The 25114-nt window shown below is 70.9% G+C and carries 27 protein-coding genes; 18 read left to right on the forward strand and 9 right to left on the reverse strand.

Translation table 11 applies throughout. The annotated features are described in order from the left end of the window. Nucleotides 1-235: 235 nt before the first annotated feature. The 8 genes from AB0M82_RS30445 (at nt 236) to AB0M82_RS30480 (ending at nt 7729) form a co-directional block, all read left to right on the forward strand. The gene (locus AB0M82_RS30445) at nt 236-1036 is read left to right on the forward strand and encodes an FkbM family methyltransferase (RefSeq protein ID WP_364729042.1); all 801 of its coding nucleotides are present in this window, start codon (nt 236-238) and stop codon (nt 1034-1036) included. A 210-nt stretch (nt 1037-1246) separates the two neighbouring features. Continuing rightward, nucleotides 1247-2284 carry an ion channel gene (locus AB0M82_RS30450; protein WP_364729045.1) on the forward strand — a complete coding sequence of 346 codons (1038 nt, stop codon included), beginning with the start codon at nt 1247-1249 and terminating at the stop codon, nt 2282-2284. 100 nt (nt 2285-2384) lie between these two features. Then, entirely contained in the window at nt 2385-2693 is a 309-nt protein-coding gene (locus AB0M82_RS30455) for a hypothetical protein (RefSeq protein ID WP_364729048.1), read from the forward strand. A gap of 226 nt (nt 2694-2919) precedes the next feature. Beyond that, on the forward strand, nt 2920-3516 hold the full coding sequence (locus tag AB0M82_RS30460) for a chemotaxis protein CheB (RefSeq protein ID WP_364729051.1): 597 nt from the start codon (nt 2920-2922) through the stop codon (nt 3514-3516). An 80-nt stretch (nt 3517-3596) separates the two neighbouring features. Then, nucleotides 3597-4634, forward strand: a complete 1038-nt coding sequence (locus AB0M82_RS30465) for a chemotaxis protein CheB (protein ID WP_364729249.1) — start codon at nt 3597-3599, stop codon at nt 4632-4634. Beyond that, complete coding sequence (locus AB0M82_RS30470; protein ID WP_364729054.1) at nt 4631-5398, forward strand: ATP-binding protein; 768 nt, start codon at nt 4631-4633, stop codon at nt 5396-5398. The genes AB0M82_RS30465 and AB0M82_RS30470 overlap by 4 nt, the downstream gene beginning before the upstream one ends. An 11-nt stretch (nt 5399-5409) precedes the next feature. Next, nucleotides 5410-7266 carry a CheR family methyltransferase gene (locus AB0M82_RS30475; RefSeq protein ID WP_364729057.1) on the forward strand — a complete coding sequence of 619 codons (1857 nt, stop codon included), beginning with the start codon at nt 5410-5412 and terminating at the stop codon, nt 7264-7266. A 70-nt stretch (nt 7267-7336) separates the two neighbouring features. Continuing rightward, a complete protein-coding gene (locus AB0M82_RS30480; protein WP_364729060.1) occupies nt 7337-7729 on the forward strand; it encodes a hypothetical protein in 393 nt (130 codons plus the stop codon). Nucleotides 7730-7735: 6 nt separating this feature from the next. On the opposite strand, the gene AB0M82_RS30485 is transcribed toward AB0M82_RS30480, so the two are convergent. Next, entirely contained in the window at nt 7736-9397 is a 1662-nt protein-coding gene (locus tag AB0M82_RS30485; RefSeq protein WP_364729063.1) for a glutamate--tRNA ligase family protein, read from the reverse strand. 167 nt (nt 9398-9564) lie between these two features. Here AB0M82_RS30485 and AB0M82_RS30490 point away from each other — a divergent pair, with 167 nt between their 5' ends. The 5 genes from AB0M82_RS30490 (at nt 9565) to AB0M82_RS30510 (ending at nt 12580) form a co-directional block, all read left to right on the forward strand. Then, nucleotides 9565-9864 (forward strand): DUF1905 domain-containing protein, encoded by a 300-nt coding sequence (locus AB0M82_RS30490; protein WP_364729066.1) that lies wholly within the window; start codon nt 9565-9567, stop codon nt 9862-9864. A gap of 121 nt (nt 9865-9985) precedes the next feature. Further along, the gene (locus tag AB0M82_RS30495; RefSeq protein WP_364729069.1) at nt 9986-10480 is read left to right on the forward strand and encodes a YbaB/EbfC family nucleoid-associated protein; all 495 of its coding nucleotides are present in this window, start codon (nt 9986-9988) and stop codon (nt 10478-10480) included. 8 nt (nt 10481-10488) lie between these two features. After that, a complete protein-coding gene (locus AB0M82_RS30500) occupies nt 10489-10827 on the forward strand; it encodes a hypothetical protein (protein WP_364729072.1) in 339 nt (112 codons plus the stop codon). Then, complete coding sequence (locus AB0M82_RS30505) at nt 10824-11951, forward strand: hypothetical protein (RefSeq protein WP_364729075.1); 1128 nt, start codon at nt 10824-10826, stop codon at nt 11949-11951. Before AB0M82_RS30500 ends, AB0M82_RS30505 begins: the two co-directional genes overlap by 4 nt. Beyond that, nucleotides 11948-12580 (forward strand): hypothetical protein, encoded by a 633-nt coding sequence (locus AB0M82_RS30510; protein WP_364729252.1) that lies wholly within the window; start codon nt 11948-11950, stop codon nt 12578-12580. Before AB0M82_RS30505 ends, AB0M82_RS30510 begins: the two co-directional genes overlap by 4 nt. Nucleotides 12581-12598: 18 nt before the next feature. Here the strand turns inward: AB0M82_RS30510 and AB0M82_RS30515 are convergent, their stop codons facing one another. The 3 genes from AB0M82_RS30515 to AB0M82_RS30525 form a co-directional block, all read right to left on the reverse strand. After that, nucleotides 12599-13018 carry an ATP-binding protein gene (locus AB0M82_RS30515; protein WP_364729078.1) on the reverse strand — a complete coding sequence of 140 codons (420 nt, stop codon included), beginning with the start codon at nt 13016-13018 and terminating at the stop codon, nt 12599-12601. Between the two features lie 375 nt (nt 13019-13393). Continuing rightward, nucleotides 13394-13660 carry a GlsB/YeaQ/YmgE family stress response membrane protein gene (locus AB0M82_RS30520; RefSeq protein WP_364729081.1) on the reverse strand — a complete coding sequence of 89 codons (267 nt, stop codon included), beginning with the start codon at nt 13658-13660 and terminating at the stop codon, nt 13394-13396. A gap of 77 nt (nt 13661-13737) precedes the next feature. Continuing rightward, a complete protein-coding gene (locus AB0M82_RS30525; protein ID WP_364729084.1) occupies nt 13738-14433 on the reverse strand; it encodes a methyltransferase domain-containing protein in 696 nt (231 codons plus the stop codon). Nucleotides 14434-14461: 28 nt separating this feature from the next. Between AB0M82_RS30525 and AB0M82_RS30530 the strand changes: the two genes are divergently transcribed. Next, nucleotides 14462-14857, forward strand: a complete 396-nt coding sequence (locus tag AB0M82_RS30530; RefSeq protein ID WP_364729087.1) for a MerR family transcriptional regulator — start codon at nt 14462-14464, stop codon at nt 14855-14857. 62 nt (nt 14858-14919) lie between these two features. Here the strand turns inward: AB0M82_RS30530 and AB0M82_RS30535 are convergent, their stop codons facing one another. The 3 genes from AB0M82_RS30535 to AB0M82_RS30545 form a co-directional block, all read right to left on the reverse strand. Further along, nucleotides 14920-16116, reverse strand: coding sequence for a hypothetical protein (locus tag AB0M82_RS30535; RefSeq protein ID WP_364729090.1), 1197 nt, complete (start codon nt 16114-16116; stop codon nt 14920-14922). Nucleotides 16117-16215: 99 nt separating this feature from the next. After that, a complete protein-coding gene (locus tag AB0M82_RS30540; RefSeq protein WP_364729093.1) occupies nt 16216-16803 on the reverse strand; it encodes a PadR family transcriptional regulator in 588 nt (195 codons plus the stop codon). 6 nt (nt 16804-16809) lie between these two features. Further along, nucleotides 16810-17199 carry a nuclear transport factor 2 family protein gene (locus AB0M82_RS30545; protein ID WP_364729096.1) on the reverse strand — a complete coding sequence of 130 codons (390 nt, stop codon included), beginning with the start codon at nt 17197-17199 and terminating at the stop codon, nt 16810-16812. Between the two features lie 194 nt (nt 17200-17393). On the opposite strand from AB0M82_RS30545, the gene AB0M82_RS30550 reads away from it, so the two are divergent. The 4 genes from AB0M82_RS30550 (at nt 17394) to AB0M82_RS30565 (ending at nt 21578) form a co-directional block, all read left to right on the forward strand. Then, nucleotides 17394-18530, forward strand: a complete 1137-nt coding sequence (locus AB0M82_RS30550) for an MFS transporter (RefSeq protein ID WP_364729099.1) — start codon at nt 17394-17396, stop codon at nt 18528-18530. A gap of 2 nt (nt 18531-18532) precedes the next feature. Beyond that, nucleotides 18533-19123 carry an ABATE domain-containing protein gene (locus AB0M82_RS30555; RefSeq protein ID WP_364729102.1) on the forward strand — a complete coding sequence of 197 codons (591 nt, stop codon included), beginning with the start codon at nt 18533-18535 and terminating at the stop codon, nt 19121-19123. Between the two features lie 253 nt (nt 19124-19376). Beyond that, nucleotides 19377-20099: a protocatechuate dioxygenase gene (locus AB0M82_RS30560; protein ID WP_364729105.1), complete on the forward strand. Its 723-nt coding sequence runs from the start codon at nt 19377-19379 to the stop codon at nt 20097-20099. A gap of 249 nt (nt 20100-20348) precedes the next feature. After that, nucleotides 20349-21578, forward strand: a complete 1230-nt coding sequence (locus AB0M82_RS30565) for a DUF222 domain-containing protein (RefSeq protein ID WP_364729255.1) — start codon at nt 20349-20351, stop codon at nt 21576-21578. A 188-nt stretch (nt 21579-21766) separates the two neighbouring features. On the opposite strand, the gene fadD8 is transcribed toward AB0M82_RS30565, so the two are convergent. Together fadD8 and AB0M82_RS30575 are read right to left on the reverse strand one after the other, a co-directional pair. Beyond that, entirely contained in the window at nt 21767-23377 is a 1611-nt protein-coding gene (gene fadD8 / locus AB0M82_RS30570; protein ID WP_364729108.1) for a fatty-acid--CoA ligase FadD8, read from the reverse strand. Nucleotides 23378-23499: 122 nt separating this feature from the next. After that, the gene (locus AB0M82_RS30575; RefSeq protein WP_364729112.1) at nt 23500-24888 is read right to left on the reverse strand and encodes an alpha/beta hydrolase domain-containing protein; all 1389 of its coding nucleotides are present in this window, start codon (nt 24886-24888) and stop codon (nt 23500-23502) included. Nucleotides 24889-25114 lie beyond the last annotated feature (226 nt).

Below are 25114 nucleotides of genomic sequence, written 5' to 3' on the forward strand. Positions count from 1 at the left end.
CCACCGTGCACTGGACCAACAGCGTGAACGGCCAGACCAGCACCGGGGTGTCGGTGCGTCCAGCGCACCGAACGCCACATTGGGGCGCATGAGCCGGCCCGCGAGCACCGGGGCGCGGCCTCGACCCGGTGAACTTGGCGGTCACCGCACTGGCTCCCGGCGGATCGGCGGCCACCCGGACCAATGCGCCCCACGAGGCTGGACCACGGGCTTGGATGCTGATAAGCCTCTGCGCGTGACCAAGGACGTGATCGACCTGCACAGCGTCAACCCGTGGGAGGTGTCCTTCCTGCGCGAGGAGGTGGGCGCCTACTTCGCGCACGGCGTCGAGCTCGCCCCCGGCGCGACCGTCCTCGACGTCGGAGCCAATGTCGGCGTCTTCTCCGCGGCCGTGTACGAGCGGCTGGACGGCGACGTGCGGATCTACGCCTTCGAGCCGCTGCCGCCGCTTCACGAGACCTTGGCGCGCAACGGCCGTGACTTCTTCGACGGGCGGCTGACCGCGTTGCCCTTCGGGCTGGCCGCCGGTGAGGACGAGCTCGACTTCAGCTACTTCCCGGCCGCGACGATCTTCTCGTCGTCGTGGCGGGACGAGGGGAACGTCGAGGCCGAGCGGCGGCGGGTCACCGCCAGCGTCGTCGAGATGATCCGCCGGGGCGGGCTGGGCCCGGCTTTGCGCCGCGTGCCGGCTCCCGTCCTGCGGGGGCTCGTCGGGCGCAAGCTGCGGGTGATGCGGCAGCTCGAGACCCACCGGGTCCGGGTCAGGCCACTGTCGACGGTGCTCGACGAGCAGGCCATCGATCGGATCGACCTGCTCAAGGTCGACGTCGAAGGCGCCGAGCTCGACGTGCTGCGGGGGATCGAAGAGCGGCACTGGCCGCTGATCCGGCAGGCCGTCGTCGAGGTGGAAGGGTGGCGGCGCAACCGCGACACGGTCCGCGACGTCTTCGCCGCGCACGGCTTCACGGTCGAGGCACAGCAGGATCCGGTCCAGGAGGCCGCCGACATCGGGATGGTGTTCGCGATCCGCTGCTGATCCGGCCACGGCCGAATGGCTTCGTAGCAACGGTTACGTGCCAACAAGGCTTGGTGCACCACTGATCGCCGATGGCTTCCGGAAACCCGGGAATCCTGTCCGTTCCTGTCCGGCGTCGGGTCGCCGTCACGGTCCGGTAAAGATCGTTGTGCCTGGTCGCACGGTGTGATCGGGTGTCGGGACCGCGGTCGCGCTGGGTGAGGAGGGTCGGTGACGTTCTTCCTCTCGCGGTTGCTGGCGCGCTGGGTGGGCAGCCGGGGCTGGCTGCTGCCGGCCGCGGTCGTGGTCTTCGTGTTCGTGACCAGCTGGCCCCTGATGGCGCTGGCGGAGCCGGCCGGCAGTGAGCTCGTCCGGCCCGGCACTTATTGGTGGTACTTCGTTGTCACCGCCACCACGGTCGGGTACGGCGACTACGCGCCCGAGACCGTCGCCGGCCACGTCGTGGGCGGCTACGTCATCGTCGGGGGGATCGCCACCCTCACGACGGTGTTCACCAAGCTCGCTTCGGTGCTGGAACAGGCGAAGGGACGGCGGATGCAGGGGGCGGAGGCGGTGCGGGCCACCGGGCACACGGTGCTGATCGGGTACACGGCCGGGCGGACCGAGCGGATCGTGGCGCAGCTGCTGGCCGACGACGTGACCGGGCTGGTGTTGTGCGCCGGCGAGGAGGTGCCGGCCCATCCGATGCCGGCGCGGCCGGTGCGGTTCGTCCGCGGCGACCCGACGGCGGCCGACGTGCTCGCCAGGGCGGCGGTGCCGCACGCTGCCACCGTCCTGGTCGACATGGGTGACGACAACGCGGCGCTGGCCGTCGCGGTCACGGTGGACCACGCCAACCCGGCGGCGCACGTCGTGGTGACCCTGCGGGACCTCGAGCGCGCCGAGCTGGTGCGCTACGTCGATCCGCGGATCCGCTGCGTGCAGTGGCACTCGCCCCGGATGGTGACCGAGGAACTGACGTCGCCGGGGATCGCCGAGGTCTACGCGGAGCTGATGACGGCCGGGGGCGCCGACACCTTTTCGGTGACGCTGCCGGAGTCCCTCGGGCGGCTGCCGGCCGAGCGGTGCCGGACCGCGATGGGGCGGGCCTTCGGCGCGACCGTGCTGGCCGTGCGCACCGGCACGGACCTCGTGGTGAACCCGGCCTGGGACGCGGTGCTCGCGGCCGGGGCGGTGCTGTACTACATCGGCCCGCGGCGGCTCACCGGCGCGGAGGTCGAGACGGTTCTGCGCGCCGAAGCGTGCTGATCTGGTGATTTCCTCAGTGACTCCTGTGTGAGGAGGTGGCCGCGCCGGGCCGGGCGTTGCATACTGCGAGAATGGGACTGAGCAGCCCGGGGGACATGCGATGAGCCCGCGTGAAGGGCCGTCCCGTCCGAAGTTCGGCCGGATCGACCCCTTCTGCCTGATGGCTGTGCTGCCGACGCTGCTCGTCGCCGGGATCCTCGGCACGCTCGTCAACGTGGCGCTGGGGCTCGGCTGCGCCGCGTTCGCGGGCTTGATCCTCCTCTTCGACTCCTGGGCCAACCGGCCCGCCGCGGCACCGCCGCCCCGCCGTTCACCCCGGGCGACGGAGCCGGCCCGGCGCCCTGGCCCGCCGCCGCCCCGCCGTCCGGCAAGCGCACCAGCCCGGCGCCCCGGCCCGCCACCCCGTTGAGTCCGAAGTGGACCGTGTTCCGAATGGCCGGACCGGGACTTCGGCGGGTCGTGCCCGAGCCGGCCGACGTCACAGCACCGGCGAGGCCGCCGACAGCGGCCGCGCGCGGTTGGTGGTCCCCGGAGATCGGTGACAGGATCCGGGGCATGGATGGGAGCCGACCGGTCCGCGGCGGACGGCGGGCGCGAAGCGCGCCGGCGCCGGAAGCGGTCGCGGGCGGATTCCGGTGAAGTCCGCGCCGGACTACCCGTTGCGGTTCCCGGTCGTCGCCCTGGTCACCTCCGCCGGCGGGCTGGACGCCCTCAGCCGGGTGCTGGCGCCGCTGCCCGCGGATCTCCCCGCGGCGATCCTGGTCTCGCAGCACCTGGACCCGAGCCGCTTGAGCCACCTGACCGCGATCCTCGCCAAACGCACCGCGTTGCGGGTCGGCGAAGCCGTGGACGGTGACGAACTCGTGCCCGGTGTGGCACTGGTCGTGCCCGCGGCGCGGCACCTGCTGGTCACCTCGGCGGCGCGGATCGGGCTGCTGGACACCGGTGCCCTGCCGCCCGCCCGGCCGTCGGCGGACCTGCTGCTGGCCACCCTCGCCGTCACCTGCGGTCCCCGGGCGCTGGCGGTCGTCCTGACCGGCAAGGGGTCCGACGCCCAGGCCGGGATCCGCGCGATCGCCCACTGCGGCGGCACGGTGTTCGCCCAGGACGAAGGGACGTCGGCGCACTTCGGCATGCCCGGGGCCGCCATCGGCACCGGGCTGGTGCACGCCGTCCTGCCGCTGGCCGGAATCGCCGGAGCCATCCGGCGTCACGTCGATCGACACGTTTGAGGGCGTTTAGTCCACGCGGTGGGGGTTACTCGTCGTAGTGACCAGCCTCGACTACCGTGAAAGTCGATGGTGAGGAGGAGGTGGACGTCGTGCCGCCTTTCCGACGGAATCTCGTGGTCGTGGGCGCCTCGGCCGGTGGCGTGGAGGCCCTGCGGTCGGTGATGTCCGCGCTGCCGGCGGACTTCCCGGCCACCGTGGTGGTGACCATGCACCTGGGGCCGGGCACGCACAGCGCGCTGGCCCGGATCCTCGACCGCGCCGGCCCGCTGCCGGCGACGACCGCCCGGCACGGAGGGGCGCTCGAGCCGGGCACCGTGCACGTCGCGCCGCCCGACCGGCACCTGCTCACCGACGACGGGGTCCTGGTCCTGACGCAGGGACCGACCGAGGACGGGCATCGGCCCGCGATCAACGCGACGTTCCGGTCTGCCGCCCTGACCGGGGGGCCACGGGTCATCGGCGTCATCCTTTCGGGTGCATTGGACGACGGCGCCGCCGGGCTGCGGGCGATCGTGGACCGGGGCGGCCTGGCCGTGGTCCAGGATCCCGGCGACGCGCTCTACCGCGGCATGCCCGAAAGCGCGCTGTCCGTGGTGGACACCGAGTACGTCGCCCGGGCCGGCGAGATCGGCGCGGTGCTCGACAAGCTGGTCCGGATGCCGGTGGACCCCGTCGAGGCCGCGCCGCCGTCGGACACCCTGCTGCTGGAGGACCGGATCGCCCGCGAGGGGGTGCGGCTCGGCGCGCTCAGGCCCGCCGAGCGGGGCATGGGCTCGGGCTACACCTGCCCCGACTGCCAAGGTTCCCTCACCGAGGTCGATCCGGTGGGCCGGTACCGGTGCCGGATCGGGCACGCCTGGTCGGCCCAGGCTCTGCTCGCCGCCCACGACGGGGAGTTCCAGTTCGCGCTGATGAAGGCGCTGCGCGCGCTCGACGAAAAGGCGGCGCTCGCGAGGAAGCTGGCCGCGCAGGCCGGCGGCGTGAGGCCGCGTGGCCTGGCCGGGCGTTATGCCGCTTCGGCCCGGGAGGCCACCGACGCCGCGGATACGCTGCGGCGGTTCCTGCTGGACGCATCGGACGAAGCCGACGAGACCACCGGAGAGCCGGCGCCGGGATGACGAGCTCCGCCCCCGTCCACCTCGCCGTCGCCCGCCACGGGCAGGCGACCGTCGTAACGGCCACCGGCGCTCTGAACCGCTCGTCGTACCCCTCGTTGCGCGACGGCCTGCTCAAGATCGCGACGGACGCGCGGGAAGGCCTGGTGGCCGACATCAGCGGGCTGACGATCGCCGACTCGTCCCTGGTGAGTGTCTTTTCCCTGGTCGCCATGCGGATCGGCGACTGGCCGGGCATCCCGTTCGCGATCGTGGCCACCAGGCCCGCCCACCGGGTGCTGCTGGGCAGGCACGTGGTCGACCGCTACGTCGCGGTCTGCCCCGACCTGGCGGCGGCGACGGAGGCGCTGGACCACCCGGTGCGCCGGCGGACCGAACGCACTTTCGCGCGCGTCGAAGCCACTTCGGCGCTCGCTCGCGACTTCGTCACCGACAAGTTGGCCGGCTGGGGCGTGCCCGAACTCGCCGGAGACGCTCGCTTCATCGCCACCGAACTGGTCGAGAACGTGCTGAAGCACACCGCTTCGGAACCGCGGCTCCGGCTCGACCTGCGCCAGGGCATCTGCACGGTGGCCGTGGCGGACCAGGACACGCGGCCGGCCATGCTGCTCGAACGGCTCGCCCCGTTCGAGCCCGGCTTGGGGCTGAAGCTGGTCGCGCAGATCGCCCGGGTGTGGGGCTGCAGCCGATCGTGGTCGGGCGGGAAGGTCGTCTGGGCCGTTCTGGTCCAGCGTCCCGGCACCGCCGGTGACCGTTCAGCCGGGTAGCGTGTCGGATCGTGACGGATCCCAAGGAATCCAGCGGCGAGTTCGAGTCCGTGCTGGCCTACCTCAAGGAGTCACGAGGCTTCGACTTCACCGGCTACAAGCGGAGCAGCCTGATGCGGCGGGTCCGCCGCCGGATGAGCCAGGTCGAGATCGACAGCTACGCGGACTACATCGACCAGCTGCAGGTCAACGCCGACGAGTTCGTGGCGCTGTTCAACACCATCCTGATCAACGTGACCGGGTTCTTCCGCGATCCGGACGCGTGGGCCCACCTGCGGGAGCAGGTGCTGCCCGCCCTGCTCGCCGAGCGCAGCCCCGAGGAACCGATCCGCGTGTGGAGTGCCGGCTGCGCGGCCGGGCAGGAGGCCTACAGCCTGGCGATGCTGCTCGCCGACACACTCGGGGCGGAGGCGTTCCGGCAGCGGGTGAAGATCTACGCCACCGACGTCGACGACGAGGCGCTGGCGCAGGCCCGGCAGGCGGCCTACACCCCGGCAGAGGTCGAAGGGCTCACCGAGGCACAGCTGGAGCAGTACTTCGAGCTGCAGGGGAGCCGGTACTGCTTCCGGAAGGATCTGCGGCGCTCGGTCATCTTCGGGCGCAACGACCTGGTGCAGGACGCGCCGATCTCGCGGATCGACCTGCTGGTCTGCCGCAACACGTTGATGTACTTCAACGCCGAGACGCAGACCAAGATCCTGGAGCGGTTCCACTTCGCGCTCGCGCCCCGCGGGGTGCTGTTCCTCGGCAAGGCCGAGATGCTGCTCTCGCACGCCCGGATCTTCGAGCCGACTGACCTCAAGCGGCGGGTCTTCCGCAAGGCGGTCAGCTCCCCGTCCGGCTTCAACCACTTCGTCACCGGCTTCGCGCAGCGGCGCCCCCAGGACATCTCCGGGATCGAGGAACTGCGTGAACACGCTTTCTCGGCCAGCCCGGTCGCCCAGATCGTCGTGACCGCGACGGAGACGACGGCGCTGATCAACGCCCAGGCGGAAGTCGCGTTCGGACTGTCCGAACGCGACGTCGGGCGGCCGTTGCGTGACCTGGACGTCTCCTACCGGCCGGTGGCACTGCGGGCGTACGTCGAGCAGGCCCGCCTCGAACACCGGTCGCTGCGGATCAAGGACGTGGAATGGCGCCGGGCCGGCGAGACCGTGTGGTACGAGGTGCACGTCAACCCGCTTCTGAACAAGGAGAAGAAGCTGCTCGGCGTCTCGGTGGTGTTCCACGACGTGAGCTGGGCGCGCCAGCTGCTCACCGAACTGGAGCACACGAACCGGCAGCTCGAGTCGGCCTACGAGGAACTGCAGTCCACCAACGAGGAACTCGAGACCACGAACGAGGAACTTCAGTCCACTGTGGAGGAACTGGAGACCACCAACGAGGAGCTGCAGTCCACCAACGAGGAACTGGAGACGATGAACGAGGAGCTCCAGTCCACCAACGACGAGCTCCAGACGATCAACGACGCGGTGCGTGAGCGCAGCCTCGACCTCGACGAGGTGAACGGGTTCCTCGAGTCGGTGCTCACCTCGATCCGGGCCGGGATCGTCGTCATCGACGTCGAAATGCGGATCAAGGCGTGGAACCGCGCCGCGGAGGACCTCTGGGGGGTGCGGCGGGACGAGGCGGAGGGCACCCACCTGCTGAACCTGGACATCGGCCTGCCCGTCGACGAGGTGCGCCCGATGGTGCGCGAAGCGCTGGCCGACGCCGGCTACTGCGGCGAGCTGACCCTCGACGCGATCAACCGGCGCGGTCGCGCGGCGGTGATCCGGCTGCTGTGCAGCGCCCTGCGCAGCGCGAACGGCGAAAGCCACGGCGCCCTGCTGATGATGGAAGAGGCGAAGCCCGAACCGGCCGGGTGAGCGCCGCCCCGGCGTCGAGCCGGACGACCGGGGATTGCGGCCCGGGCGCCCGGGTGTTATCCGTTGAACCATGGGCCTGACCAACGTTTGGATCGCGACGCTCAGTGACGGCCTGCTCCGCGCCGACCAGGTGGTCGGCCTGACGGCGCACGCGACACCGGCGTTGACCGGCAAGCCACCACGCTGGCTGCTCGACGTGACCATCCGCGCCCCGGCGGGCAGCGGCAGCGCGGACGGCTGGGACGTCGGGATCCTCCACCGGACGCTGATCCAGATCCCAGCGGAACCGGTGGGGGCGCCGGAAGCGCTGGCTCGCCTCCTGGCCCGGCTGGACCGTGAGGACGCGGCCGGGGTGATCAGCCCGCAACCGGCCGGGCCCCCGTCCGGCACCCGCGCGGTGAGCGCCGTCCGGTTCGGCTTTCACCCGTTCGAGGACGACCCGGATTCCCCCGGTGAGGCGTAGCCGCCGCTACTTGCTGAGCTCGGTGATCCGGCTGAGGACTTCGTCCCGGCCGAGGGCCTGGCTGATCGCGTGGAGGTCGGGGCTGCGCGTCGATCCGGTGAGGGCGATGCGGATGATCTGCGACGCTTCGCGGATGGAGCCGGGGTAGGCCTCGGGGTTCTTCTTGTACTCCTTGGCGTTGCGGGCGAAGCCGTGCTTGGCCGCGACCTCGCGGATCTGCTCGAACCACTCCTGGCCGTCGTCGAGCTGGCGGTAGTGGTCGGCGAAGTCGCGAGCGACGGCCTGGACGACGGCGGGATCGACGCCGAGCGCGGCGATGCGCTCGTCTTCGGGGCCCGTGACGGAGGCGTGGAGCTGGGGGAAGAAGAAGCCGTAGACGGCCCGGAACTCGCTCCACTTCTTCAGGTCCTTGCGCGGGTTCTCGGCGCCGTCGCGTTCGACGGCGAGCGCGCGCAGCGCGAGGTCGGGCTCGGCGTCGAGCACCGTCAGCAGCTCGCGGTCGAACCGCTCGGCCCAGGTGCGGACGGCGGCCAGGATCTCGGCGCCGGAGAGGGTGGCGATGTGGTCGGCGGCGATGTCGTCGAGCTTCACGAGGTCGACCAGCGGCCCGGCGACACCGCATTCGTCCAGGTTGATCGGCTCGGTCAGGGCCTGGGCGAGGGGCATCTCGGCGAGGCGGCCGTTGGCGAGGCCGCGGAGGTAGTAGAGGACGGCCTCGGCGGGGTAGCCGGCCTCGATGTAGAAGTCGACCGAGGCTTCGGGGTCCTTGCGCTTGGACAGCTTGCGCTTGCTGCCGCCGTCCTGCTTCATCAGCGGCGCGATGTGCGCGTAGGTGATCGGTTCGAAGCCGAGGGCGTCGAACAGCTGCTGGTGCACGGGGACCGAGGAGATCCACTCGTCGCCGCGGACGACCAGGTTGATCCGCATGAGGTGGTCGTCGACGGCGTGGGCGAAGTGGTAGGTCGGCAGCCGCGGGCTCTGCTCGGAGCTCTTGAGGATGACGACGTCGTTGCGGTTGGCCTCGGCTTCCAGCGGGCCGCGGATGGCGTCGGTGAACCGGGCGCGCGCGCCGGTGGCAGCGGGGTCCACGGGTGCCCGGAACCGCACGACGTACGGGGCGCCGGCGTCGAGCTTGGCCTGGACGTCGGCCGGGTCGGCGTCGCGCCAGATGGCCCACGAGCCGTAGTAGCCGGTGGGGAGTTTGGTGGCCTGCTGCCGCTGGGTGATCGCGGCGAGCTCCTCCTTGGTGGCGAAGTCGAGGTAGGCCTTGCCCTGGCGGAGGAGGTGGCGCACGTAGGTGAGGTAGATCCGCTCGCGGGCGGACTGCTGGTAGGGGCCGTAGCCGCCATCGTGCTGGAGGTCTTCGTCGGCGGCGAGGCCGAAGTAGCGGAAGCCGCGCTCGAACTGGTCGAGCGCGCCTTCGACCTCGCGGGACTGGTCGGTGTCCTCGACGCGCACGAGGTAGCGGCCGCCGGTGCGGCGGGCGAGGTCCTGGTCGATGGTGGCGACGTAGATGCCGCCGATGTGCACGAACCCGGTCGGGGACGGCCCGAAGCGGGTGACCAGCGCGCCATCGGGAAGCTGCCGGGCGGGGTACTGCTGCTCCCAGTGCTCGGGTTCGGGCAGGTCGGCAGGGAAGAGGGCGTCGATGACCGCTCGGTCCAGCATGGGTGGTTCTCCCCGCGTCGTGGTGCACTTGCCCGCCGTAAGGCGCTGGCGAAGATGGTCTTTTTCGCCGACGAAGAGCCTAGCCGGGCGGCCCGCGGCGATCTCAGCGGGCGTCGCGCCCGTGCTTCCACCAGTGAAGTGTCGGTGCCTCGTGTGACACTGGCCGCGTGAACGTCGTCTTCGAGGCCGAGCTGTGGGAATGGGATGCCCGGCGCACCGAAACCTGGACCTTCGTGACCCTGCCCGCGGACGTGTCGGAGGAGATCCGCGAGCGCGCCGCCGGGCCCCGCCGTGGCTTCGGGTCGGTGCGCGTCGGGGTCGCGGTCGGCGCGACCGCCTGGAAGACGTCGATCTTCCCGGACAGCTCGCGCGGCTACGTGCTGCCCGTCAAGCGCGCCGTACGCGAAGCCGAAGGCCTCGACGTGGGGGACACCTTCACCGTGACCGTCGAGCTCCTCGACTACTGATCGCCCGGTTTCCGGGCCGGGGGCGATCCGCCGAAAACGGATCGGTGCGCGAGCGGATCTGTCATGATTCGGGCGTAGGCGCCCGTATCGCACAGTGTGTATCGCACAAAGGGGAGACACGATGTCCGCCCAGATGGACGAGCTGATCGCCCAGTTCGAAAACTTCCGGACCAAGGTGCAGCAGGCCGAAGCCCGCTTCGCCGGCGTCGGCGACATGCAGGAGCGGGTCGCGCGGGTCGAGACCACCGTCACCTCGCCGGACGGGACGGTCACGGTGGTCGCGGGCGCCGGCGGGACCGTCACCGACCTGCGGCTCACCGCGGGCGCCACGCGCGTCGAAGCGGGTCAGCTGGCCGCCACGATCATGAGCACCCTCCGCCGGGCGGTGGCCGGGGCCGTGCAGCAGCAGGCCGGCATCGTCGACGAGGCCTTCGGCGACGCGTTCGGCGTCGACGTCTCGGCGCAGGTTCGCGAAGCCCAGACCGAGGCGTTCGGAACCGCGGCGGCCGAGCCCGCGTCGGACCAGCAGCCGCGGCAGCCGTCGCGGCCCGCCCGCCGGCCCGCCGAGGACGACGACGACGACTTCGGCCAGGGCCCCATCCTCCGCCGATCCTAGGGAACGCGATGCCAGACGGAATTCAGACGAACATCGGCGCGATCTCCGCCTACGCCCGGCAGCTGCCCTTCTACGAAGGGGAAGCGGACAAGTTCGGCGCCAAGATCGACGCCGCCGACGTGACGAACGAAGCGTGGGGCCTCGTCGGCCTCTTCGCGAAGCAGGGCTACACCGACCGTCTCGCCGAGCTGCGTTCCCTGCTGACCGACCTGAAGGACGGCGTGGACGGGTTCACCACCAAGCTGACCAAGGCCGCGGAGATGTACCAGGGCATGGAAGACGCCGGGGTGGTCACGTTCGGCCGGTACGAGGCGCAGATCGACGCGGTGGGGAAGCAGGGCGAATGACCGAGCCGAAGAAGAGCATCGCCGACGCGCTGGACGTCGGGGCGTACGACGAAAGCACCGGCGCGAACCTCGATCGCGCGGCGGGTTACGTGCCGGTGGCCGGCACGATCTACAAGTCCGGCAAGTCGATCGCCGGGCACGCCCAGCAGGCCGCCGAGGCGGACAGCCCGGCCGAACTGGCGTCGGCGGGAGCCGCGCTGGTCGGCGACGGGGCGGCCTTCGTCGGCGCCGCCGCCGGCGACATGGTCACCTTCGCCCTGGACCCGATCGGATGGCTGGTCAGTCACGGGCTGAACATGCTGCTCGAACTGGTCCAGCCGCTGCAGGACGCGTTGCACCAGGTCACCGGCGACGGCCCGGCCATCGGGCACGCCTCCGAGAACTTCGTCACGATCGCGCAGGGCTTCGTCGCGCTCGCCGACGACTTCGAGCGCACCGGCGACACCGCGCTGGCCGAGTGGGTGGACGAAGCCGGCAACGCCGCGAAGGAAGCGCTCGGCGACTTCTCGTCCGGGATCCGCGGCATCGGCTCGGCCGCCGGTTCGGTGGCCGAAGTGCTCCAGATGTGGTCGATGGTCATGGTGGTCATCGAGGAGGTGATCAAGGGGATCATCACCGAGCTGGTGTCCTGGCTGATCACGCTCTGGCTGCCCGCGCTGGCGGCGTCGGTGATCAGCTTCGGCGGCTCGGTCGCGGCCGCGATGACCGCGTCCATCGCCAAGGCGGCCAGCGTGCTGCAGAAGGTCACCCGCTACCTCGGCAAGTTCGGCAAGCTGCTCGACACCTTCATGGAGTTCCTGGTGAAGTACTCCGGGAAGATTGAGGTGTTCACCCGTAAGCTGCGGATCGGCGTGATGCCCGGCGAGACCAAGTTCGGCTTCGGCGCGGTCGCGCAGGGCTGGCAGCCGAGCAACCGGGCCCTCACGACGATGTTCGGCACCTCGGCCGGCGTCAAGCCGTTCCTCGCCGGGGCGGGCGTGAAGGCGGCCACCGGGGCGGGGAAGGGTGCCTTCGCCGAAGGCAAGGAAGCTGTGACGCCCGAGGGGGACGAACCGTGGTTCGACAAGAGCGAGATCGGCGGGGACCGGAGTCCGGAGGAGACCCGCAAGGACCTGGACATCTGAGCGGGTTCGCCGGTCGCGTCGAGCGCTGGTCGGACGAGGCCCAGGTCCGTCCGGGGTTCCGGGAGCGCGTCGAGGCGCTGATGCGGGACCGGTGGCACGAGCCGGTCATCGTGTTGCGCCTCGGCGACACCGACGTGGGGTTCGACGTCCCCGGCCGTCGCCAGGACGGCACCGTCAAGGGGAAGCGGCTCGTCCGGCGGTTCTTCTGGAACATCCTGCGCGGTATCGGCGCGGCCGTGTTTTCCGTCTTCGCCCTGGCGAATGGCGGCGCGCCGGGACGGCCGTTCCAGCGCGAAGTCCGCGTCACGGGCCCAGCCGGCGCGATGGCCCTGGACCTGGTCGACCGGCTCAGGTCGGTGAAGGGGCCGTGGCTGGTCTGTTCGCCGTCGTGTCTCGCGGTGGTGGACACCGGAACGACCACCACCGACCCGGCCGACGCGCCCCCGCCGGGGATCGTCTGGGAAGCGCGCGAGCCGCAGGCTCCCGCGCTGAACTTCCGCAAGCGCACGCTGACCTGGCCCGACGGCTCGAGCTTCCGGTTCCCGCTGCACGGCCGCGGCGAGGAGCAGCACCTGCGGACGTACCACGAGTCCCCGGACGTCATCCACTGGAACGGAAAGCCGCGGTAGATCGTCCAAACCGGACTATTACCGGATGGGGCGCTGTTCCGCGCAGTCGAGGCGCGCCCACACGACCTTGCCGTCGTCGTGGTGGCTCACGCCCCAGGCGAGGCAGAGCTGGTCGACGAGCAGCAGGCCACGGCCGCCGGTTGGACCGGGGACCCGCGGACGCGGTTCCCCGGTTCCGACGTCGGAGACGGCCACCGTCACCTCGCCCCGGTCGCGCGTGTGGTGGATCCGCAGCTGGTGCGGTCCGCCGGCGTGCACGTAGGCGTTCTCAAGCAGCTCCCCGACGACGATCAGGGCGTCGACCCGGCTCGGCTCACCGAGGAAAGCCAGCTCGGCCTGGGCCCACCGGCGTGCGGCCGCCAACCCTGAGGGGTCGGCCCCGGTCACGTCCAGCACCTGCCATCCCGGCTCGCTCGTCGCTCCCCAGTTCACCAGCACGTGCGGCTCCTCCTTCGGGACGGAGATACCCCGAATGGAGCCGGATAGTCGTCCTGGCGGGCGTCAGTTGAGCCCGCTCCGCCAGTGGTAGGCGTCCCGCAACGCGGCGATGAGGGCGTGTGACGCCGGGGTAGGAAAACGTCTCATGGCCGCCGCCGACATCGGCCACGGTGAGCAGGAGATTGTCGTTCACTTCAGCTCAAGACCTGCTGGGCGCAACATTTCCGCTGCTGATCCTTGGCGGGCACGGCGCGCCCCGAGGGGGGAGGGAGAGCGCGCCATGTCCGTGTCTGGAACGGTACGCCGCGGGCCGCTCCCCGGCGCCGAGACCACTCGTACGCCGGAGCGACACACGGTAACCGGCCGGAGCCGGCGTCAGTCTCGGCGGCGCCCGCCGAAGAGCATCCGGTAGCCGACGAGGATGATCAGCGCGCCCAGCACGGCCAGTCCCCAGGTGCGCAGGTCGAAGAACGTGCCGAGCTGGGTGTGGAAGAGGGTCTTGCCGACCCAGCCGCCGACGAACGCGCCGGCGACACCGAGCAGCATGGTGATGATGCAACCGCCGGGGTCCTTGCCCGGCATGAGGACCTTCGCGATCACCCCGGCGATCAGGCCGAGCACGATCCAGCTGAGAATGCCCACCGAATGTCCCATCGTCCGTGTCGTCCTGACGGCTCAGGATGGCACACGTCCATTGTGGAACGCAGTGCGAGGCGGTGTTATCGCTGCGCGGCGACGACGAAGATCGGCACCGCGACGAAGAGCCGGTTCGTGCGGGCGCGCTCGGCCTGCTCGGCGAGCCAGCTCTTCTCGTCGGTGATCCGGTGCAGCACGCCGAGCGCGGTGTCGTCGGTGAACACCCCGGTGTGCACTTCGACGACCGGGTCGGTGAACCCGGCGTCGAGCAGGAGGTTGCGGTACCTGCGGGCGACGCGCGGCGACGGGAGCGAGTCCGCCTTCGCGTGGACCAGCCGGCGGGTGGTCTCCGGCTCGTCCGAGTCGATGACGAACGTGTCCCAGTCCTGGCCGAGCAGCACGGCCCGGCCGCCCGGCGCGAGCACCCGGTGCGCCTCGGCCACGGCTCGCGCCGGGTCGTCGAGCGTGTGCAGCACCTTGTCCGCGCGGTAACCGGAAACCGACCCGGTCCCGAGCGGCAGCTCGCCGGCGTCGCCGACGTGGAACTCGCCGTCCGGCCAGCGCTCCCGGGCCACGGCGATCATCTCGGGGTCGAAGTCGACGCCGACCGCGCGAGCTCCGCGTCCGGCCAGTTCGGCGACCGCGCGGCCACCGCCGCAGCCGGCGTCGACCACGGTCCGGCCGGCGAGGTCGCCGAGCAACGCGTAGGAACGGGCGCGCAGCTCGACGGCCCACGGCTGGGTTTCGACGGCGTCGAGGACAGCAATCAGACTGGACATGTCAGCCATGGTCGGACTTAATGCCGACATGAAGTCAAGTCCGATGACGATCGGCGAGGTGGCCGGCCACTTCGGCCTGCCGGCGCACGTACTGCGGCACTGGGAGTCGGTGGGCCTGCTCTCCCCGGCCCGCGTCGAGGGCGGCCGCCGCCGCTACACCCGCGACGACCTGGTCCGGGTGGCGTCGATCGTGCTCATGAAGCGGGCCGGCATGCCGCTGCCGGAGATCCGGGAGTTCCTCACCGCCCTCCACACCACCGCGCGCAAGGACGTGCTGCGCCGCAACCAGCGCGCGCTGCGGGCCAGGATGGCGGCGCTGCGGTCGGCGCTCGATTTCCTCGAGGCCGGGCTGAACTGCTCGCACGAGGACATCACGAGCTGCCCGAACTACCGGGCCCACGTCGCGGAACTGGTGGACGCGTAGGAGAAACGCCCGCACCACTCGGCGTGGGCTCCAGCGAAGACTTCGCCGGAGCCCACGGGAGATCAGCCGTCGTAGGCGGCCTGCTCCACCGCGAAGACGTTGCGGTTGCCCACGCCTTCCTGCAGTGTCCACAGGAGATCGGCGGTCGTGTCGTCCTCCCAGTACGAAATGCTCTCGCCGCCGCTGACCCAGGAGTACGTGGCCGAACCGGTGTCCGGGGTCCAGTAGTACAGCTGCTTCTGCCCGGAAGAGTTGAACCACCAGCGCCCGTTGTGCGACGCCACGCCGTTGAGCTTGTACCAGGGCAGCGACAGCGCCTGGCTCGCGGTCGTCGACGCGGCGAACGTCGTGGCTCCCGCGGCGAACGGGTAGCGGATCGCCCGCGGTGCCCGGTTGGGGTAGTCCGTGCAGCCGGACTGGCAGGTGTACTCCGTCATGACGATCGACTTGCTGACCCGGTCGAGCGAGATCGACGACCACGCGAGGTTCGTCCCCGAAGTCGTGCTCGACGTGATCGCGCCGACCTGCGGCAGGACGTAGGCGTAGTTGTGGGCGTAGTAGGTCCCGGACGACTGGCGGCCGATCTGGCCGGAGGTGCCGCCAGAGTCCGTCTTCAGGATCTTGCGCATGTCGAAGACACGCATGCCGCGTCCGGTGTCCGCGACGTAGAGGTAGTCGCCGTACCACGACACGCCGCCCGCGTGGATCGGGATGTCCTTGAAGTTCGGGGCCGCCTCGGTGCCGGTGGGTTCGACGAGCAGGATCTTGCGGTACTTGTTGGGATACGTGGCGTCCCAGTCGGCGAGGGTGATCCGGCTGCGCTCCTGGGCGCCGCTGCAGGAGTCCTTCGTGTACCAGCTGACCAGGACGAGCTGGTGCCCGTCGTAGTTGCCGCCGTTCGCGGTGCCCACCGCGTCCCGGCTCGTCGTGATGCCCTGCGGGTAGTTCGCGCAGTCGGAGTTGTCACCGCTGTCGAACCGGAAACCGGTGGACAACCCGGGCACGGAGAACGACGACGGCAGTGCCGTCCGGTCGTGGTTCGCGTTCTCCATCACGGTGTGGACCGCCGCGGTGCCCAGCGTCGAGACGAGGGCCGAGTTCACCGCGTCGAACTGGTGGTAGTTGGCGGCCAGGGTGTACTGGCTCGCGGGCAGGGCGGCCGGCCCGGCCGCGGCGAGGGCCGGCACCGGGGCGGCGAACAACCCGGCCAGCACCCCCGCTGCCACGGTGGCTCTGGTGAAGCGGTGACGCAGTGACATGAGCTCTCCAGTGGGATTCGGTGCCGCGATGGTCGGCCGTGGCCGTACAAGAGGCGTACAACTCCCACGAGCGAGGACGGCGGCTCCGGTCCCTGGCGGTCATGCGGCCGGCGGCGAAGGTCCACATCGGACACCGGCCGCGCGCCGGATCAGCACCTTCAGGGCCTGTTCACACCACCGCAGGTTCTCCCGCTCGAACGACAGGCCGCGCATCAGCGTCAGGTACGGCCCGACCCGCTCGGCTTCGGCGAGGTAGTCGTCTTCGAAGCGGCCGTCCAGCAACCGCGCGCGGAGCCATTCGTAGCGGGCGATCTTGGCCTCCGACCGGGCCATCCGCTCCTCGAGGGCGGTGCGGACCGCGGCCGCGTCGCCCGCGTCGACCGCTTGGACCTGCACCAGCAGCTCGTCGCGGATCACCCCTGGGCGCGGCGGGCGCGCGGTGAACCCGTGCAGCGTCCGGCGTCCGGTTTCGGTCAACGAGAACAGCCGTTTGTCCGGCCGCCGCTCCTGCCGGACGACCCGGGCGCGCACCAGGCCGTCCGCCGCCATGCGGTCGAGCTCCCGGTAGAGCTGCTGCGGGGTTGCCGTCCAGAAGTTCGCCACCGAGGCATCGAACCCCTTCGCCAGGTCGTAGCCCGACGCCTCGCCCTCGAGCAGCGCCGCCATCAGCGCGTGGCGCAGTGCCATACTCAACTAGTTGACCGCTTCGCGCTGGATCTGGTCGAACTGGGCCGCCATGGCCTCGGACAGCGCCTGCGCGGCCGACAGCGGGCGGACCATCACCGTGAACTCGTCGATCAGGCCGTCGGCGTCCAGGTGCAGGAAGTCGCAGCCCTCGACCCGCACGTCCCCGATCCGGGCCTCGAAGACGAGGGCGTGGTCCCGGCCCTCGTCGCCGGTCAGTTCCCGCACGTACCGGAAGTCCTCGAAGACCCGCAGCACCCCGCGCAGGATGGCGGCCGTGATCGCCTTCCCCGGGTACGGCCGGAACGCCACCGGGCTCCGGAACACCACGTTCTCCGCCAGCGTCGCGGCCATGGCGTCGGGATCCCGCGCCTCGACCGCCTTGCGGAAGCTGTTCATGCCACTCCTTTACCTAGTCAATTAGTTGAGTACTCCGGCGCAGCTTAGGTCGTGTCGGCGATCCTCGCTACTCCAGTGAACGCTGCTTTGCTGGATACGTACCGGTTGAAGTGCGGTGAAGCCGTGCCGCTGCCTTGAACCGGTAAAACCGCGATAGCCGGTTTGCGGTCCCGTCGCCCGGGTAGCCGATGACTATGAGTGAGACAACGACGGAGGTCGGGCACGACACCCGGGGGAGCGGCGCCTGGCGGCTGGGGCTTCCCGGACTGGCCACCCTGGCCGTCTGCTTCGGCTTCGCCCGCTACGGCTACGGCTTGTTCCTGCCCCGGTTCCAGGCCGAGTTCGGCGGCTCGGCCGGCGCGCTCGGCGCCGTCACGAGCGCCGGCTACCTCGGCGGGCTGGTCGCCCTCGGGGTCGTGGCCTGGTCGTCCGGCCGCTTCGGCGCACGCTGGCCGGTCGTGTTCGGCGTCGGCTGCGCGGCGGCCGGGATGCTGATGATCGGGCTGGCCCGCGGCCCGGTCCTGTTCGCCGTGGGGGTGGCCGTCGCCGGGACGTCGCCGTGCTGGGTGTGGGCGCCCTATTCCGACGTCGTCGAAGACGAGGTCCGCCCGGCGGGACGGCGGCACGCGCTGGCGATGATCAGCACCGGCACCACGTTCGGCGTCGCCATCGCGGGGGCGGCGGCCTTGCTGGTGTCCGGGCCGGGCTGGCGGGCCGTGTGGATCGGCGCGGCGGCCGCGGCCGTGGCCGTGACGGCGTGGAACGCGCGAGTCCTGCCCAGGACGCCGCGCCGGGCCGGGGACGGTCCCGCCCGGCTGTTCGGCCGCCCCGGCGTTGGGCGGCTGCTGGTCGCCTCCGTCTCGTCCGGTCTGGTCGGCGCCGCGTGCTGGTCGTTCGCCGGGGTGGCCGCCGGGGGTGGCCCGCGGACCGCCGCGCTGCTGTGGACGCTCATCGGCGTGGCCGGAGCCGCCGGGCTGGCCGCGGGCGCGCTCGTCCGGAAGGCGGGCCTGCGGCGCGTGTACGTCGCCGCCCAGCTGGTCCTCGCCGCGGCCGCCCTGCTGTTCGGCGGCGGGTTCGCCGTCGTCGCCGCGGTGCTCTACGGTGCCGGGTTCATGGTCGGGGGCGCGCTGCTGCCGTTGTGGAGCTCGGCCCTGTTCGCCGACCACCCGACGCGGGGGTTCACCCTGGTGATCGTGTTCAACACCGTCGGCGCGGCGATCGGGCCGGCGGCCTTCGGCTTCGTCGTCGACCACGCCGGCCTGACGACGGCGTTCGCGCTCACCGCGCTGCTGGCGCTGGCAAGCATCGTGGTGCTTCCGAGCAAGGAGTGACCGTGGACTTCATCGGCGGCCTGGTCTGCCTCGACTTCGCCAACACCGTCGGGCCCCGCCGGTCGCGGCCCGGCAAGGAGGCCCACGACCACCTCGGCGAGCCCGCGGACCTGGTCGCCTGGTGCGAGCAGGCGGGAACGATCGGCGGCAACCGCGCCCGGCTGCTCCGGCGGCGCGTCGAACGGCACCCCGCCGCGGCCGCCGAAACCCTGGCCCGCGCCATCACCCTGCGCGAAGCGATCCACGCGGTGTTCGCCGCGATCGCCGACGGCGAGGACCCGCCCGGCGAAGCACTCGCCGAGGTGCAGCGGGCCTACGCCGAGGCGATGGCCCACGCCGCACTGGTCACGACGCCCGACGGCCTCGACTGGAGCTGGGCGGCGAGCACAGGCCTCGACAGCCTGCTCTGGCCGATCGCCCGCTCGGCCGCGGAAACGGCGCTCACCGCGGACTTCGGCCGGATCCGGAAGTGCCCGGGCCACGAAGGCAGCTGCGGCTGGCTCTTCTACGACACGAGCAAGAACGGGCAGCGCCGCTGGTGCAGCATGCGCGCCTGCGGCAGCTGGGAGAAGGCGCGCCGCCACCAGCAGTGACCGCTTGGAGACGCACAGCTTCGTCACAGGCCTGGCACAGCCGCGCTCGCCACGCTGTCCCAAGGCCGGGTCAGGCGGAAGTCAACCGGTCCTTACCGAACTCCGACCGCGGAAGGACAGGGATGGGAAACGATCACGAAGGCCAGCGCGTCAGCAGGCGGCGCATGCTCGCCGGGGTGAGCTCGGTCGGCTTGGGCGCGCTGGTCACCGCGTGCGCGGGGAAGAGCGCGGTCACGACGTCCACCGGCGAACGGTGGTGCTGCAAGCGGTCACCGACGCGGACCTCACCGCGCTGTTCACCGGCGCGCGGACCTGCACCCTCACGGCAACCACCACGCAGGGGCCGTACTACTTCGACGCCGACAAGATCCGCAGCGACATCCGTGAGGACAAGCAGGGCGCGAAGCTGCGGCTCGCCCTGCAGGTGCAGGACAGCGAGACGTGCAAGCCGATCCCGCACGCGGTGGTCGAGATCTGGCACTGCGACGCGGGCGGCCTGTACTCCGGCGCGGAAGCGGCGTCCGGCGGCGGTGGCGGCACCCCACCCGTGGGCGGCATCCCGCCCACGGGCGGCACTCCGCCCACGGGCGGCACCCCGCCCGCCGGTGGTGGGGCCACCGATCTCGTCCCCACCGATGACAAGCGGTACCTGCGCGGTGCCCAGGTCACCAATCAGCGCGGGATCGTCGAGTTCACCACGATCTGGCCGGGGTGGTACCGCGGGCGCACCGTTCATGTTCACGTGATGGTGCATGTGGGGAACGAGAAGACGTTGACCACCCAGTTGATGTTCGATGAGACGCTGAACTCGGCCGTGATGGCCACGGAGCCTTATGTGCGGCGGACCGGGCGGGATACCTTCAATGATGGTGATTACATTTATCGGCCGAGCATGCTGCTGAAGGTTACCAAGGCGCGTGATGGGTATGTTGGGTGCATTGTGCTCAATGCTGATCCTGATCACGACGGCGTATAGGTACGCCTGGTCGCGTTGAGCTTTGTCCTCCCTGTGGCTGGGTTTAAAGATACGGCTTCGCCGTGGCGTGGGGAATCGGCGCTGCTGTGGTTGCTTTGGGTCTGTGGTCGGCAGCGCCGATTCCCCACGCAACGGTTCCCCTGCCGCTGTTCTCATTCGGGGTAAGTGTTGCGGTGCAAGGACAGTTGCCCGTTGCGGCTACCTGATCGTGTGATGAACATGTGTTCATATGCGGGTAGTGTTGAGGTCATGGACAGCAGTGCTGTGTGGCAAGCCGATGCGGTCGCTCTCGCCGACCGTATCGGTGAACTGCTGCTGTCCATGCGCTCCGCCGAAGCCGAACTCGGTGCCCTGCTCGTCGACATCGAGACGCGCGGGGTGATGGAGTTGTTCGGGTACCGGTCTGTTTCTCGGTTGCTGGAGCATCTGGCTGATGTGTCGAAGCAGGCCGCCGATGTGATGGTGAAGCGGGCGCGGGCGGTGAACCCCGGCCAGAACCTCGACGGCAGTCCCGTTCCCGCGGTCGCTCCCGCCACCGGGGTCGCCGCCCGAACCGGGGCGTTGAGCAACCCGATGATCGACACCATCGTCGGGGTCGTGCAGCAGGTCCCCGTCGAGCACCGCGACGACGCCGAAGCGTCTCTGCTGACCTTCGCCGCAGAGGCCGGGCACAAGCAGGTCGCCGCGCTCGGCACACGGATCTTGGCGCATCTTGTCCCGGACGGGCCCGAACCCGACCCGACCGAACCCGCCGTCCCCGGTCGGGAGGTGTCGTTGCGGCGCAAGAAGACCGGGGTGTGGGAGTTGCACGGCAGGTTCGACGACGAGACCGGCACCCGCGCCAGCGCCCTGCTGGACTCCATGGCCGAACGCCGTGCCAGTGACGAGGGCCCGGATTTGCGGTCTCCGCAGGAACGCTACGGCGACGCCTTCTCCGACCTGCTCGACCTCGCGCTGAACTCACCGGATCTACCGGTGCAGGCCGGGGAACGAGCCCACGTCATGATCACCGTCTCACTCGCCGACCTCAAGTCCGGTGTCGGGCACGCGATCCTCGGTGACCTGGGGACGGTCTCCGCGGCCGAGGCCCGGCTGCATGCCTGTGACTGCGGGGTCATCCCGGCGGTCATGGGCGGCAAGAACGAGCCCCTCAACTTGGGTAGGCTTCGCCGGACGGTCTCCACCGGACTGCGCCGCGCCCTCTACCTACGCGACGGCGGCTGCGCCTTCCCGGGGTGCCACCGCCCACCCCGGCACTGTCAGGGCCACCACATCCGGCACTGGGCCGACGGCGGCCCGACCGACCTGCATAATCTGGTGTTGTTGTGCGGTCACCATCACCGGTTGCTGCACCGCTCCGGATGGGACGTCCGCATCGCCACCGACGGCCTCCCCGAATTCCTCCCACCAGTCTTCCTGGACAAACACCGAAAACCCAGACGCAACAACCTCCACCAACCCCTACCCCTCACCGCCTGACAACCGAACACGGGAAAGGCCCGCAACCACCGGCTACGGGCCCACACCCGCGCGCGGAGGCGCCCGGCGTCAGGCGCGGTCGAGGCCGAAGAACTCCGGGCCCGCCACCTCGGTGATGCCGCCGACCGGCTTCCCGGCCGCGGTCCGGCCGACGGCCGCGGACACCTCGGTGGCCGCCGTATAACGACCTACACGGCCGCGCTCCGTGGCTCGTACTGGGCGCGCAGGGCCTTCTTGTCCGGTTTGCCCAGCCCGGTCATGGGCAGCGAGGCCGCCACGATCACCTGCTTGGGCACGTGCACCGGGCCCTTGCGCTCCCGCACCGCCGCCTGGATCTCGCCGGTGAGCCGCTCGATCGCGGCTTCGTCGCCGGGCGCGTCGTCGCGCAGCACCACGACCGCCGTCACCGCCTCGCCCCACTTGTCGTCGGGGGTGCCGATCACGCCGACCTGCGCGACCGCGGGGTGCTCGGCCACGACGTCCTCGACCTCGCGGGGGAACACGTTGAACCCGCCCGTGACGATCATGTCCTTGACGCGGTCGACGATGAACCAGAACCCGTCCTCGTCCTCGCGGGCGACGTCGCCGGTGTGCAGCCAGCCGTCGCGGAACGTCTCGGCCGTGACGTCCGGCAGGTTCCAGTACCCGGCCGCGAGCAGCGGCCCGGCCACGCAGATCTCTCCGGGCTCGCCGGGCGGCACCGGAGCGCCGTCCTGGCCGAGCAACGCCGTGCGCAGGAACGCCGACGGCCGCCCGCAGGAGGCCAGCCGCGCGTCGTCGTGGTCGCCCTTGGCGAGGTAGCTGATCGCCATCGGCGCCTCGGACTGGCCGTAGTACTGCGCGAAGATCGGCCCGAACCGGTCGATCGCCTCGCGCAGCCGGACCGGGTTGATCGACGCGGCCCCGTAGTAGACCGTCTGCAGCGACGACAGGTCGCGGGTGCGCGAGTCGGGGTGGTCCATCAGGGCGTACAGCATCGTCGGCACCAGCATGGTCGCGGTGATCCGCTGCTCTTCGATCACGCGCAGGACCTCGGCGGGGTCGAACTTCGGCAGCACGATCAGGGAGCCGCCCTTGAGCAGCGTCGGTGCGAAGAACGCCGCGCCGGCGTGCGAAAGCGGGGTGCAGATGAGGAACTTCGGCGCCTCGGGCCATTCCCACTCGGCGAGCTGGATCTGCGTCATCGTCGCCATCGCCTGCGCGGTTCCCATGACGCCCTTGGGCTTGCCGGTCGTCCCGCCGGTGTAGGTGATCGAGACGACCTGGTCCGGCGGCAGGTCGGCGGGCGCCAGCGGCCGCGGGTCGAAGCCCGCGGCGGCCGCGGTCAGGTCCGTGCCGACGTGGGCCAGGCGCTCCGGCACCGGGCCGATGGTGAGCACCTGGGTCAGGCCGGGGACCTTCTCGAGCAGCCCGAGCGCGCGGTCGACGAAGGCCGGCACCGGGTCGATGATCAGCGTGGTGATGCCCGCGTCACCGAGGATGTACGCGTGGTCGTCGAGCGAGCCGAGCGGGTGCAGCGCCGTCCGCCGCGCGCCCTGCATCTGCCCGGCGGCGATGACGAGCAGGACTTCCGGCCGGTTCAGCGAAAGCAGCGCCACGGCCGCGCCCGTGCCGGCGCCGAGCGCTTCGAAAGCCTGGGCGTACTGGCTGACCTGCTCGGCGGTCCGGCCCCCGGTCATCGTGGTCTCGCCCAGCACCATGACCGGCTTGTCCCGGTGGCGTTTCAGGGCGGAGACGACCAGGTGGCCGAGGTGGTTCGGATACCGCATCGGCTGCTCGTCCATCCCGGTCCCTTCCACGGCTGAATACTAGAACACGTTACTGTTCTCGGCACTATACCGCCACTGAGCAAGACTTGTCCGACCTGTCGTCTGGTGGAACAGGTTTCACCTCCCCTTGCGTGTCACCGGCCGGCCGGCGGCTACGGCACCGGCGCCGCCTGGGCGCGGGCCACGGCTTCGTCGCGGTCCGCCCGCAGCAGGTAGCCGCCCTGCAGCGCCCGGTCCGCCGCCGCGGTGAACTTCGCGACGTACGTGGCGTGGTCCGGGTACAGCTGCCGGACCCGCGCGGGCGTCAGCGGTGTCGTCGTGCCCAGCAGCAGGCACGCGCCCGCCACGTTGCCGCCGCTGTTGTTGGGCGCGTAGGACGCGACCGGGGCGTCCAGGTCGGGCAGTCGGATGCCGCCCAGGGCGTTCTGGTCGCCGTCACGCACGATGATGAGACCGAGCAGCATCGTGATCGGCTGGGCGAGCGGCGGGGCCGCGCCGCCCCGTGCCCAGCGGTCGAGGTGCCCGAACGCGGCGTTCTCCGCGTACCGGAACGTCATGCTGTTGACGGGCTTGTCGCACGTCGTCGGGGCGCCGTTGTTGATGGATTTGTCCCGTGCGTTGGCGGCGTTGTACAGATTCAGCCCATACTGGTCGGCGTGTGCGGTTCCGGCGATCTCCCAGGTGCGAACCAGCGCCGTGTCCTGCCGGACCGAAGCCGAGGCGATGACGTCGGTTTCCGACTGCAGGACGAACACCGGGACGCGGAGATCGGTGCGGATCCGGGCGGAGAGCGCGCCGACGACGCCGTCGCCGATCGGGGCCGCGATTCCCGCCCGGCCGTGGATCATCAGGCCGTCGTAGCCGCGGCGCACCGGCTGGATCGCGTTGGCGTACGTGGTCAGCCGCAGCGCGGACTGCGAGTGCCCGGTGCCGAGCACGACCGACGGCGCCCGGCCGCCGAGCAGCCGCGGGTCGGTGCGGACCGCCTGCGCGGCCTGGGAGAAGACGTCGTACGAGAGCGCGTCGCCGCTGAGGTTCACGGCGCCGTACCGGACCGGGTCGAGGCTTTTCAGCTTGTCGGCACCGGCCTTCTGCGTCGTCACGCCGACGTAGGCGTAGCCTTCACGGACGAAGTGTTCGTACGACTGCGAGAAGTCGACCGGGATGTCGACACCGAAGCTGACGTTGAGCCACTCGATCACGACAGTGCCGTTGAACCGCGCCGGATCGCGCGGCCGCACCACGACCATCCGGGTCGTGTAGGGGTTGCCGGTGGTGTCGACGCGGGTGGCCCAGCGGCCGTCGTCGGTCCACAGGCCCACCTGGGCGTACGTGTCGGCTTGCCCGGACAGCAGATATTCCTCCTCGACGTAGCCGCGGGAGGCGAGATCGAGGACGCCTTGGGAACCGCTGACCGGCCAGCCCTTCCCGGCGTTCGCCGGCACCGCCGTCACGGTGGGTGCGGGGGCGGCTTCGGCCGTTCCGGTGATCACGACGGCCGGCAGGAGCACGGCCAGCAAGAGACACAGGGCTCTTCGCATGGGGGAGACCCTCCTGATGGTGGACGGTTGCACCACGTGCCGGTACCGTCCACATCGGACACGGTTGAGGTCGCCGTTCCCGGGTCGCGGCCACCGCCCTTCGTCTTTACTCGCCCGGCAAGGCCGAGGCAACGACGCACCGGTGAGCCCTGGCGAAACCGGGCTGGGGTGCTCAGGAGCCTGACAAAACCCGGATCCGGATCACTCACACGGAAGAAAACCGCCT

It is taken from the genome of Amycolatopsis sp. NPDC051128 (genome assembly GCF_040682715.1).
GTDB lineage: Bacteria > Actinomycetota > Actinomycetes > Mycobacteriales > Pseudonocardiaceae > Amycolatopsis.

Coding starts and splice junctions, on each gene's coding strand:
- AB0M82_RS30455 (WP_364729048.1), top strand. CDS start 2,385: ATGAGCCCGCGTGAAGGGCCGTCCCGTCCGAAGTTCGGCCGGATCGAC.
- AB0M82_RS30470 (WP_364729054.1), top strand. CDS start 4,631: ATGACGAGCTCCGCCCCCGTCCACCTCGCCGTCGCCCGCCACGGGCAG.
- AB0M82_RS30480 (WP_364729060.1), top strand. CDS start 7,337: ATGGGCCTGACCAACGTTTGGATCGCGACGCTCAGTGACGGCCTGCTC.
- AB0M82_RS30485 (WP_364729063.1), bottom strand. CDS start 9,397: ATGCTGGACCGAGCGGTCATCGACGCCCTCTTCCCTGCCGACCTGCCC.
- AB0M82_RS30495 (WP_364729069.1), top strand. CDS start 9,986: ATGTCCGCCCAGATGGACGAGCTGATCGCCCAGTTCGAAAACTTCCGG.
- AB0M82_RS30500 (WP_364729072.1), top strand. CDS start 10,489: ATGCCAGACGGAATTCAGACGAACATCGGCGCGATCTCCGCCTACGCC.
- AB0M82_RS30505 (WP_364729075.1), top strand. CDS start 10,824: ATGACCGAGCCGAAGAAGAGCATCGCCGACGCGCTGGACGTCGGGGCG.
- AB0M82_RS30525 (WP_364729084.1), bottom strand. CDS start 14,433: ATGTCCAGTCTGATTGCTGTCCTCGACGCCGTCGAAACCCAGCCGTGG.
- AB0M82_RS30530 (WP_364729087.1), top strand. CDS start 14,462: ATGAAGTCAAGTCCGATGACGATCGGCGAGGTGGCCGGCCACTTCGGC.
- AB0M82_RS30535 (WP_364729090.1), bottom strand. CDS start 16,116: ATGTCACTGCGTCACCGCTTCACCAGAGCCACCGTGGCAGCGGGGGTG.
- AB0M82_RS30540 (WP_364729093.1), bottom strand. CDS start 16,803: ATGGCACTGCGCCACGCGCTGATGGCGGCGCTGCTCGAGGGCGAGGCG.
- AB0M82_RS30545 (WP_364729096.1), bottom strand. CDS start 17,199: ATGAACAGCTTCCGCAAGGCGGTCGAGGCGCGGGATCCCGACGCCATG.
- AB0M82_RS30550 (WP_364729099.1), top strand. CDS start 17,394: ATGAGTGAGACAACGACGGAGGTCGGGCACGACACCCGGGGGAGCGGC.
- AB0M82_RS30565 (WP_364729255.1), top strand. CDS start 20,349: ATGGACAGCAGTGCTGTGTGGCAAGCCGATGCGGTCGCTCTCGCCGAC.
- AB0M82_RS30575 (WP_364729112.1), bottom strand. CDS start 24,888: ATGCGAAGAGCCCTGTGTCTCTTGCTGGCCGTGCTCCTGCCGGCCGTC.